The sequence below is a fragment of the Salipiger sp. genome (assembly GCF_059781815.1).
On sequence record NZ_JBYNAH010000132.1, the window covers coordinates 3,338 to 14,156 of the forward strand.

General features: G+C 65.3%; 7 protein-coding genes and 1 pseudogene. 3 read left to right on the top strand and 5 right to left on the bottom strand.

Annotated features, from left to right (window positions below):
* Together AC6RA4_RS15480 and AC6RA4_RS15485 are read left to right on the top strand one after the other, a co-directional pair.
* The coding region (locus tag AC6RA4_RS15480; RefSeq protein WP_500161802.1) for a DUF5801 repeats-in-toxin domain-containing protein at nt 1–2,764 on the top strand (2,764 nt) is incomplete at its 5' end.
* A gap of 37 nt (nt 2,765–2,801) precedes the next feature.
* Nucleotides 2,802–2,996 (top strand): annotated as a pseudogene (locus tag AC6RA4_RS15485) (hypothetical protein); the annotation flags it as partial.
* A 795-nt stretch (nt 2,997–3,791) separates the two neighbouring features.
* Here AC6RA4_RS15485 and AC6RA4_RS15490 read toward each other — a convergent pair.
* The 5 genes from AC6RA4_RS15490 to AC6RA4_RS15510 form a co-directional block, all read right to left on the bottom strand.
* Nucleotides 3,792–4,559, bottom strand: coding sequence for a DeoR/GlpR family DNA-binding transcription regulator (locus AC6RA4_RS15490; protein ID WP_500161804.1), 768 nt, complete (start codon nt 4,557–4,559; stop codon nt 3,792–3,794).
* Nucleotides 4,560–4,602: 43 nt separating this feature from the next.
* A complete protein-coding gene (locus tag AC6RA4_RS15495; RefSeq protein ID WP_500161806.1) occupies nt 4,603–5,538 on the bottom strand; it encodes a sugar-binding transcriptional regulator in 936 nt (311 codons plus the stop codon).
* Between the two features lie 113 nt (nt 5,539–5,651).
* Nucleotides 5,652–6,584: a sugar phosphate isomerase/epimerase family protein gene (locus AC6RA4_RS15500; protein ID WP_500161808.1), complete on the bottom strand. Its 933-nt coding sequence runs from the start codon at nt 6,582–6,584 to the stop codon at nt 5,652–5,654.
* Nucleotides 6,584–8,092, bottom strand: a complete 1,509-nt coding sequence (locus tag AC6RA4_RS15505; protein WP_500161810.1) for a glycerol-3-phosphate dehydrogenase — start codon at nt 8,090–8,092, stop codon at nt 6,584–6,586. The genes AC6RA4_RS15500 and AC6RA4_RS15505 overlap by 1 nt, the downstream gene beginning before the upstream one ends.
* 1 nt (nt 8,093) lies before the next feature.
* Nucleotides 8,094–9,701, bottom strand: a complete 1,608-nt coding sequence (locus AC6RA4_RS15510) for an FGGY family carbohydrate kinase (RefSeq protein WP_500161812.1) — start codon at nt 9,699–9,701, stop codon at nt 8,094–8,096.
* Between the two features lie 490 nt (nt 9,702–10,191).
* Between AC6RA4_RS15510 and AC6RA4_RS15515 the strand changes: the two genes are divergently transcribed.
* The coding region (locus AC6RA4_RS15515; protein WP_500161814.1) for a DUF2291 family protein at nt 10,192–10,819 on the top strand (628 nt) is incomplete at its 3' end.

Consider the following 10,819-nt stretch of genomic DNA (forward strand, 5'->3'; position numbering starts at 1 on the left):
GGATGATGGTCCGGATGTCGAGGCGAAGACCGGGGTGGCAGCGCTTGGAGCGGTGCTGGACGAGTCCCTGGCCGCGCCTGCGGGTGACGGTGACGGGATCAACAGCGCCACGATTTTGGCCGCGGATGTGGCGGGGCTGTTCGAGATACCGCAATACGGTGCCGATGGTCCGGGCTCGGTTGATTACGAGCTGGTGGCCACTGATGGCGCCGGCACGGGTCTCTACCTGACCGGCGGCGCGGGGGCGGAGATCGAACTGGTCGTGGTCGATGCCCTGACGGTCGAGGGCCGCGAGGGCGGTGCCGGCGGCACCCTGGTCTTCACCGTGGCGATCGACAGCGGTACCGGCGAGATCACGGTGACGCGCGAGGCTTCGGCCACGCTCGAGCACCTTGTCGACGGGCCGGACAATCCAACCAACCATGATGACAGCCTGTCGCTGGGTGCGGACATCTTCGTACGCCAGAACATCGTCGACGGCGATGGTGATACCGACACCGCGGTCTCCGAGGACCCGCTGGCCATCGACTTCGAGGATGATGGTCCGGATGTCGAGGCGAAGACCGGGGTGGCAGCGCTTGTCGCTACGGTCGACGAATCTGATCTCAGCGGGACCAACACATTCGTGATCTCGGCCGCAGCCGTACAGGATCTGTTCGCGACGCCTCAATACGGTGCGGACGGCCCGGGAGCCGTCACTTACGATTTTGTCGCTGTAGACGGGACCAAAACCGGTCTGTTTCTTACCGGTAAGAACGCTGTCGATAATCCGGACGATGAGATCGAACTATTGGTCAGTGGCGACAATCTGACCATCGAAGGCCGCGAGGGTGGTGCCGGCGGCACTCTGGCCTTCTCGGTGACGATCGATCCCAATACAGGTGAAATCACAGCAACGCGCGTCGCCGACATCACGCTCGAACATCTTGTCGACGGGTCCGATGCTGCGGCGTATGACGACGTGCTCGTGATCAGCGGCGCGCTCAATGTTCGTCAGAACATCACCGACGGAGACGGCGACACCGATACCGTGGTATCGGTTAATGAGATCGAACTGCGCATCAAGGATGATGGTCCCTTAATCATCAATACGTCGAACTCCGTTTTCTCGGGAACATCCGGAACTGGCATGTTCGCATATAAGGTGGGCGCTGACGAACGACTGTCATACAGCGCAACGAGCTCCGATTTCATGATTGCGCTCGATGGGCTGTCCGGCACCGTCGGAAGCAATGCGATCACGAATGTCTCGGTTGAATGGGACAGCGAGAGTGCCAGTTTTGCAACCTTCGCCTTTACCTTCGACTACGTCTTCAATCCGAACACACTGGCAACGGACACTGCCACCGGAACGATCACCTTCGACAAGGTGGCGGGAACCTACACGATAACATTGGACGATGTCCTTTCGGGCTACTCTGTGGTGAACACTGCAGGCACGATCTCGAAGGACGAGTACAATCTTGAAGGCAATGCTGCTTCGCAGCCTGAGGTCATCGTGTCCAAGCTCGCGGATGATTTCTGGATACAGTTCCGCGGCGACCAAGAAACCAACACGGTCAACATTACCGCAGATGGAGACACCTCTTGGGTGGAAGGCGAACTGTTCAATGCTTCTCAAACCTATGTGACAGCCAGTCAAACGCAAAACGGGGTGGCAGGCGATACGATCCAGAACGACGAGATTCTGGACCTGAACTTCTTCCTCGAAGATCCAACCGTCTTGAGGGCCGGGTATCCTTTCCCGCCAGATGATCCGGTTGATGACCCGACAGCTCTATTTGGGCCGGACGGGCGTGCCGACGATGTTTATGCCTACTTCGACGGGGTTGGTGATGAGGGGTTCCTGTTCTTGCTGAAGCTGATCGACCCGGAGGGTGACGTTACGAGCCGCGTCGTCGTGGTGGAAGCGGGGGACATCGTTCGAAACACCGATCAGTTCGATGAAACGCTTCTGCCGACTGAACTGGGACTAACCGGAACGCTGGACAACAATGACGGCGTGGTCGTGATCGAGGGCAACGACTACAATCTGGTTGGAGAAGGCTATCAAATCTACGGAATGCAGATTCTTACCGCGTCCAACGGGTTCAGCGGGACCGGTATCGATCTCAACCCGGTCACCGGCGAAGCGTCCGGCGCGTCAACAGAGTCGCAGGCGTTCGGACCGCCGGATTCTCCCGACAATGATGTTGCGAAGATTGTCGACATCGGTTTTGTCCGCCGCGACAGTTTCGAAAATGATGCGAATCTTGCCTTGGAGGTGGCGGTTGCAGATGGCGATGATGATTTCACCGCACTACAAACACTAAACTTTTCACTGGTGAGCAGCGGAGCCCTGCAGGGAGGAGTGGGTTCCGACAGTATTAGCGGAACCGAGGGTGACGATGTCATAATCGGTGCGGGCGGTGCGGATATTCTGACTGGCAACGGCGGGGCGGATGAGTTTGTCTACAACGATCCAGCCGAAGGGCCAGACGCGATTTCCGACTTCGACGGCACCGAGGGAGACTTGCTGGTTCTGGACGCGGCGGGCTTCACGTCTCTGGTGGCGGGTGCATTGCCCGGATCCTCCTTCGTCAGCGGAGCTGCGGTAGATGACACGAGTGCTTCGGATGGTGATGACTACTTTTTATACAACTCGACAACCGGTGCTCTCTATTATGATGCCGACGGCTTATCGGGTGGCGCCATCTTGCTAGCGACACTAAACGACGGCGTGACCTCGCCAGTTTTGTCCGCTAACGATTTCAACATAATCTGAAGTCGACGGCGCCCCCATCCAAAGGGGGCCGCGCGCATTGCCACGCTGCGCCCTGAAGGGAACCTCCGGCGACGCGATCTTCGCCGTGCTCTGCGGCTGCGGGCACAACATCCGAAAGATCCTGGCCCGGCTCCGCGCTTTCTTGGCCCTGATCATCGCATGGATCGCCGACGTCCTGAGGCCCTCAGCCACTGTCCATGGCGATGGCCGCTACCCGGAAATGGCCGCATAGGCGTTGTTCAGAGCCGACTACCCAACGGCGAAAACGACCGAGTTGGCAGGAGCGTGATGTTCTTGGCGACCTTTAAGTCGCTGTATGCCGAGACGATCCAGTGCAGACTTCCTGCTGGGAAAGCATGCTCTTGGCAGAGGCAGGTTTGCCTACGCTCTCCACAACGATGGCACCAAGTTTCTGGGCGCGGCCACTGCTCCGGTCGATGCAGCAGGCTCACGGTCCAATCTCGCTCAGCGAGAGGCACGTGGACTCCAGATTCAGGCAGGGAGCTTCTCAGGTGTGCTCGACAAACCGCTAGAGCGCCCGCTCCAGATCTGACCCTCGGGATCAATCTTGCCCTCGCCAAGCGCTTAAGAATGTTCAAACGACTGCACCAGAGACAGCGAGCAGCAAACATCATCTACTACCGCGAAGCGGCGCGCTCCTAGCTTTTCTCGGGCGCCTAAACCAGCTGTGTGTACTTCAAAAACGTGTAAGAGGCGATTATGTTATATTTTAACTCGCTTAGTAGTCCACATGCCTTCCTCTGTGCCTTAGATAATATACTTGACCCGGTCCCAGGCCTTCCGGAGCGGTCGCAACACAATGAGCTACCCTGAGGTAGGCCATGCGAGAAGGTCGCCACGCTGAAACGCTGGACTACGGCGCGGGAATTTACCTCTACTCCGACTTCATGAAGATCCGGCTTGCGATGAACCTTATGGCCGCTGTCCCGGCCTCCGGACGGAGGCTCTGGAGTTACGGGCAGAATGCAATAGGCTCGGGGAGATCATCCGGACCACTGGGATCGCACTAGCCTTCGCCCGCGACGACCAGCTCCACCTTGGCCGTCTCGATCTGCGCGCGCAGCTCGTCGGGCGGTGTGGCATCCGTCACAACCGCGGCGAACTCCGAGACATTGGCAAGCACATGCAACGCTGTCTGACCGAACCTCAGGTGATTGATCATCAGCACCGATTGCGCCGCCGCATCCATCATGCCGCGCTTCACCCGGGTGATGTCGTCATCCATGTGATAGACCCGCGCCCCGTCCGCCGCCGGGGTCGAGATGAAGGCCAGATCGGCGCGCAGCTCCGAGAGCCCGCGCTCAGTCACGCGGCCGACCCACGCGTTGTACTTTGGCGAATAGCGCCCTCCGAGCGCGATCACCGTCATCCCGGCCTCGGATTTCAACGCCTCCATCACCGCGTCGTTGTTGGTGATCACCGTCAGCGGCCGCTTCTCGAGCAGCATCTCGCCCAGCACCGTGGCGGTGGAGCCGTCATTGATCATCACCGTCATCCCCGGCTCGACCCGCTCGAGCGCAGCGCGCGCCATGCGGCTCTTGAGCTCCTGCCCCTGCAGGTGACGGAACCGGAAATCGCTCTCGAACTGCGAGCCCGGCTCGATCGTCGCGCCGCCGCGGATCTTGCGCAGCAGCCCTTCGCTCTCGAGATCGTCGAGATCGCGGTGGATGGTCATCTTCGACACGGCGAACTGCTCGGCCAGCTCGTCGAGCTGCACCGCGCCCTTTCGCACCAGCGCATCGAGAATCTGCTGCCTGCGGTCGTCCCGTTTCATGCGCGGCGGTCCTTCGGTCCAAGCGTCGCGACGCGTGGCCGCGTCAGTCCAGAAGCGCGCGCGCCGTCCGCTCGTCGGTGATCAGCCCGGCGACACGGCCTGACCGCAACACCGCCCGGATCGCCTCGACCTTGTCCGGCCCGCCCGCGACCGCAACGATATCCTCTTCGCGCTCGGGATCGTAGCCCACCGCCAAGGTTCTCGCCGAGAGCGTGGTTTCCACCACATTGCCCTCGGCATCGAAGAAATCCCCCAGCATCTCGCCGCGCGCCCCGGCGGCGGCGATGGCGTCGATCTCGGCCGGCTCGATCATCCCCGAGGAGACAAGCTGCGCGTCCGCCGTGGCGGTGCCGATGCCGACGATCTTCAGCGTCGCCGCCTGCGCCATGCGGAACACCTCGTCGACGCCGCGCTGCGACAGCAGCACCTCGCGATCCTCGACGGTGTTGGCAAAGAACGGCACCGGCATGACATAGGCCCGCGCGCCGGTCTTCTCCGCCAGCCGGTGCATGACGTCATGCGGGTTGGCCGAGAAATTCCGCGTCAGCCCGCCAAGCAGCGACACGAAGTTCAGCCCCTTGGCATCCATGCGCGGCAATTGCCGGGTGATCTCGGCCAGTGTGCGGCCATGGCCGAGCCCGATCACCGAATGCTCGCCGGCCTCGAACTGCCGCCTGAGATAGGCCGCGCCGGCCAGCGCCAGCGCCCTGAGCGGCAGGCCCTCCTCTCCGATATCGGGGGCCACTTCGCAGAGCTTCAGCCCGTAGGCCTCGAAGAGCCGCGCCTCAAGCTCGACGCATTCTACGATGTCGCCCTCGATCGAGACCTTCACCCGCCCCTCGGCCACCGCCTTGGCGATCAGCCGATGCGCCTTGACCGAGGGCAGCCCGAGCCGCTTGGCGACCTTGGCCTGCGTGAGCCCGCCCACGTAATGCATCCAGGCGGCGCGGATCGCGAGGGTTTCGTCGGTGTCGTTCATGGCGTCCTTCGGGCGGGGTCGGCGCGGGCCGACGGCATGGATCGGATCTTGATAACGTCCGATCTTGATAAAGTCCGGGCGCGTCCGGGAAAAGCCCCGGTTGCGCCCCCCTGTCAGAGTTTCAGCTCCGCCGCGCCGGTGTCGATATGCGGTGCCCAGAAGGCGATGCTCTCGGCGATTTGCGGGATCACCTCGCGGTCGTTGGGCTCGCGCTCCTTGAACGACAGCTCGAGGCAGATCTCGTTGTCCTCCGCCCCGCCCTCGGCAAAGGCCCTCAGCAGCGGCTCGGGCTGGATCTTGCCCTTGGCGTTGAACGCGGCGGTGAAGGGGCGGTGGCCGCCCTTGTCCATCAGGCTCTGCTTGATGTGGATGATCGGCGACAGCTTCGGCACCGCCCGCGCCCAGGCATAGGGATCGTAGTCTGCCGGATCGTCGGAGGTGACGTCGCCATGATCGATATCGGCCATCATCCACATCGGGATCGCCAGCCCCGCTGCGCTCAGCCGCCGCTGCAGCGCGAGGCATTCGGGGATCGTCTCGCCGAACTCGCGCGCGATGCTCATCGGCTCCCAGAACACATAGTCGATCCCCGCCGCGTGGCCGTGCTCGGCCACTTCGGCCCAGCAGTCGATGGCGATGTCGATCATCTCCTCGCGCCGCGCCGCATCGTCCTGCTCGCGATAGGTGAGGATGGCAAACTGGGTGCCGACCGACGTGCCGCCGAGATCGGCGATGATGTCGGCGAAGCTCTTGAACCAGTCGACATAGTAGCGCCGCACGTCGCGGTCGGGGTGGCCGAAATGGTTGAGCCGCCCGTAGGGCCCGGTCATCCCCGAGGTCACCCGCACGCCGGTACGCTCGAGCGCCGCGCCCATCTCGCGGGTCAGTCGCCGGATCACCGGCGCCGGCCAGGACGGGTTGATAAACTCATGCGTCAGCTGCAGGTCGCGGATCCTGAGATCGCGGGCCACGCAATCGATCAGGTCGGCCGGCTCGGCGAAGCGGTTCACCAGCGGGTTGGTATTCAGCGAAAGCCGCAGCGCCATCACGCGGCCTCCGCGTGGGCACGGTCGAACCACTCGGTGAAGGCGGCGATTTCCGCTTCGGTCAGGTCTAGCCGGTGCTTGGTGCGGCGCCAGAGGATGTCCTCGGCGGTGATCGCCCATTCGTTCGAGACCAGCCAGCTCACCTCGGCCTCGTAGAGATGCGCGCCGAAATGCCGGCCCAGCCCCTCGAGCCCCTCCGCCGCGCCGGCAATGCGCCGGGTCAGGGTGCCGTAGCGGCGGCCGTAATACTCGCGCAGGTCGCGCGGCATCCACGGAAACTCCGCCTTCAGCGTCTCGCGGAAGGCATCGAAATCCGCGCCGGGCATGTCGCCGCCCGGCAGCGTCGCGCCCTCGGTCCAGTCACCGCCCATGTTGGGAAAGACATGGGCGATCTCGTGCAGGCCGCGCTCGGCCAGCTCGCGGAAGGTGGTGATCTTGCCTCCGAAGATGTTCAGGAGCGGCGCTCCGCCGGTCTCGTCGAGGTCGAACACGTAATCCCGCGTCACCGCCGAAGGGTTGCCCTGGCCGTCATCGAAGAGCGGCCGCACCCCGGAGAAGGTCTCGAGAATGTCCTCGCGGCGCAGCTTCTCCTTGAAGTAGCGGTTCACGCAGCCGAGCAGGTAGTCGATCTCGCCCTCGTCGATGGCGACATCCTCGGCGCGGCCCTCATAGGCGATGTCGGTGGTGCCAATGAGCGCCTTGTCACCCTCGTAGGCGTTGATGAAGATCACCCGCTTGTCGTCGTTCTGCACGAGGTAGCTGTGCGGCCCCTGCCAGAATTTCGGCACGATGATGTGGCTGCCCTTGACCAGCCGCACATTGCGGGTCGAGTTCGCGCCCGCCACCCGGGTGAGCACGTCGGTCACCCAGGGGCCGGCGGCGTTGACCAGGCACTTGGCGAGGAACTCGCGGGTCTCGCCGGTCAGGCTGTTTTGCGTGGTGATGCGCCAGCGCCCGTCCTCGCGCCGCGCCGAGATGGCGGGTGAGCGGGTCAGCACCAGCGCGCCGCGCTCGGCGGCGTCGAGCGCGTTGAGCGCCACCAGCCGCGCATCGTCGACCCAGCAGTCGGAATACTCGAAGCCCCGGGTGTAGCGGTCGAGCAGCGGCGCGCCCTCCGGATCGCGGCGCAGGTCGAGCGTGCGGGTGCCCGGCAGCTTGCGCCGCCCGCCGAGGTGGTCGTAGAGAAACAGCCCCAGCCGCACCAGCCAGGCCGGGCGGTCCTGCGGCGAGTGCGGCAGCACGAAGCGCAGCGGCCAAATGATGTGCGGCGCGGCGGTCATCAGGACCTCGCGCTCGATCAGCGCCTCGCGCACCAGCCGGAACTCGTAATACTCGAGATAGCGCAGCCCGCCATGCACCAGCTTGCCCGAGCGTGACGAGGTGCCCTCGGCCAGATCGCCCTTCTCGCACAACGCCACGCGAAGGCCACGCCCGGCGGCGTCTCGGGCGAAGCCCGCCCCGTTGATGCCGCCGCCGATGACGAACATGTCCAGCTCTTCAGGGGTCATCTCACGCTCCTCCCTGCGCCGGTTTGGGCGCGTCTTTGGTCTCTGTGGGGGCGGCCAGCGCCGCGCGGTGCTCGGCCAGCCCATCCCAGACCGGCTCGAGCGCCTCGCGCGCGCCGGCATAGACCGGGTAGAGCGAGGCGTAGGTGACACTGAGCGCCGGGTCCGGCGCCTCGGCCTCGCCCAAGAGCGGCGTCACCCACTCGGCGACGCAGGCGGTCATGTCGGGATAGGCGCCGATCGCCACGGCGGCCATCATCGCGCAGCCCGCGGCCCCGGCCTCCTCGCGGGCCGAGACCCGCACCGGCGCGCCAACAGAGGCGGCTAGGATGCCGCGCAGCGCCGCCGAGCGCGCCGCCCCGCCGGTGAGCCGCAGCTCCTGCGGCAGCTGGCCCATGGCGCCGTAGCAATCGCGCGCCGCCATCCCCAGCCCCTCGCAGACCGCGCGGATCATGTCGGGAAAGCGGTGATGCGCCGAAAGCCCCACGAGCCCCGCGCGGGCATTGGCATTGACCATCGGGCCGCGCTCGCCGGCCTCGGAGACATAGGGCTGATAGAGGATCTGCCCCGGCTCCGAGCGCGCCAGCCAGCCGTCGATCCGCGCCACGAGGTCGGCGTAGTCATGCGGGTGGCCGGTCTCGCTCATCAGGTCGGCGGCGACGCGCAGCGCCCAGTCGATGTTGAGCGTGGCGGCCATGTTGGTCTGCACCTGCGTGACCATGCGCGTATCCGGCAGGCAGATGACGTAGCCCGAAGTGCCGTTCAGCGTCACCGCGTCGTCGCGCATCGCCTGCATGTGGACGCCGGTCGAGCCGATGGTCGAACAGGCGGCCCCGGGCGTTCCGGTATGCACCCCCGCCCCAAGCGCCGTCATCACCATGTCGACATAGCCAAGGCTCACCGGCGTGCCTTGGGCCAGCCCGGTGGCGGCAGCGGCCTGCGCGCTCAGCGGATGGGTGGACTGGCTGCCATCGACGATCTGCGGCAGCAGGTGGCGGCGCGCGCTCAGCCCCAGCGCCTCGATCACCAGCTCGGAATAGGCGCGGGTGCGGAAATCCCCGAAGGTGAAGCTCGCCTCCGACGGGTCGGTCGCCCGCACCCCGGTGAGGTTGAGATAGAGCCAGTCCTTGCAGTGCAGCGCCACCTCGGCGCGGTCGAGCCGCTCCGGGCAATGGCGCTGCATATGCGCCATCTGCGCCCCCTGCTGGCAGGTGTTGAGCGCGGTGCCGGTGGCGTGGAAGCGCGCCGCGTCACCGGGCTGCGCCGCCAGCGCGCGGGTGGTGGCGGCGGCGCGGGCGTCGAGCCAGAGCCAGGCGTCGCCCACCGGGCGATCCTCGGCCCCAACGAGCCAGGTGCCGTCGCCCTGCCCCGTCACCGCCAGCGCTGCGGTGCGCGCGGCGAGCTGCTCGATCTTGTCGCCAAGCCCGCGCAGCGCCTCGGCGCATTCGGTCCAGGTGCGGTCCATGTCCTGCGTCGCGGCGCCGTCCGGCGTCGCGAGATAGCGGTTGGGCACCGCCGAGGCCGCCAGCTGGCGCCCGCTCAGGGTGAAGGCCACCGCCTTGATGACCGAGGTCCCGGCGTCGATGCCGATGATGATGTCGCGTTCAGCCATGCCGCACCGCCTCGCGATGCGTATGACCGGCCGGGCAATGCCGCTGCGCCATGCCGCTCCTCCCTTTCCAGATGCCGCCGACTCCTCCTGCCGACGCGGCGATTCCACCGGGCAACACCCAGGGAACGCCCTCAACCATACCGGCGCGGCGCATCATGTCGAGTGTAATTTTTTACTTCCATCGTAATTTATTTCATCTAAGGTGAGGACAGCGACGCAAACATCCTCGCCAACCGTTCGGAGGAAAAGGTTGGCGAAACATAGGGTTCAGCGTCGCAGCGGGAGAATCGTCGGATCACCGGGGCTCTCGCGAAACGGGAGGATCACGGCCCAGACCCCGGTCTGGCCACATCGGATCTCATCCGGGCGCCGCTGCCCGGCCTTTGCCCCGCGAAGGCCGCCGGAGAGGCTTTGCCCGGAGTCGTCCGGCCCCCTCCCGCAACGGATCAACCGGCCCCGAGAACGGGGCCAGACGGGAGGAGCGACGGGCATGAGTGCCAGCGAGATTTCGATCAAACCGCGTGTCGGACGGCGGGGCCTGATCCTCGGCGCCGTGGCGCTCTGCGTGGTGGCCGCGATGGCGCTCGACACCACCGTCGTGACCATCGGCTCCGAGCAGGACACCCGCGTCGCCGGCTTCTCGCCCGATGCCTACGGCGCCGAGCAGTTCCCCCGCATCCGCAAGGACATCAGCGCCCGCGCCGTCGATGCGGCGACGCTGGCCGCAGCCTTGGCCGAGGACAAGGCGGCCGCCGCCGCGCAATACGGCACCGGTGGTGCCATGCCGGTGCTGCCGGTGCGCCTCACCGGCACCGTCGGCGAGGGCAAGGGCGGGATCTACGATGTTGCGGTCGAGGGCGTCGACGGGGTCCGCATCCGGGTCCAGACCGGCCCGGCGATCAACGGCACCGATCTGCGCGACGCCCCGGGCGACATCGCCTTCGGCGCATTCAAGAACCAGATCGAGTACCAGGATGCCGGCGCCGGCATCAACCGCGCCATGAAGGCCGCCGTGCTCGAGGGCATCGACACCTCGGCGCTCACCGGCAAGCAGATGACCGTCACCGGCGCCTTCAAGCTGATCAATCTGAAAATGTGGCTGATCACCCCGGTCGAGG

Excerpts from the sequence above, each read along its gene's own strand:
- AC6RA4_RS15490 (WP_500161804.1), bottom strand. The coding sequence starts at position 4,559 with ATGAAACGGGACGACCGCAGGCAGCAGATTCTCGATGCGCTGGTGCGA.
- AC6RA4_RS15495 (WP_500161806.1), bottom strand. The coding sequence starts at position 5,538 with ATGAACGACACCGACGAAACCCTCGCGATCCGCGCCGCCTGGATGCAT.
- AC6RA4_RS15500 (WP_500161808.1), bottom strand. The coding sequence starts at position 6,584 with ATGGCGCTGCGGCTTTCGCTGAATACCAACCCGCTGGTGAACCGCTTC.
- AC6RA4_RS15505 (WP_500161810.1), bottom strand. The coding sequence starts at position 8,092 with ATGACCCCTGAAGAGCTGGACATGTTCGTCATCGGCGGCGGCATCAAC.
- AC6RA4_RS15510 (WP_500161812.1), bottom strand. The coding sequence starts at position 9,701 with ATGGCTGAACGCGACATCATCATCGGCATCGACGCCGGGACCTCGGTC.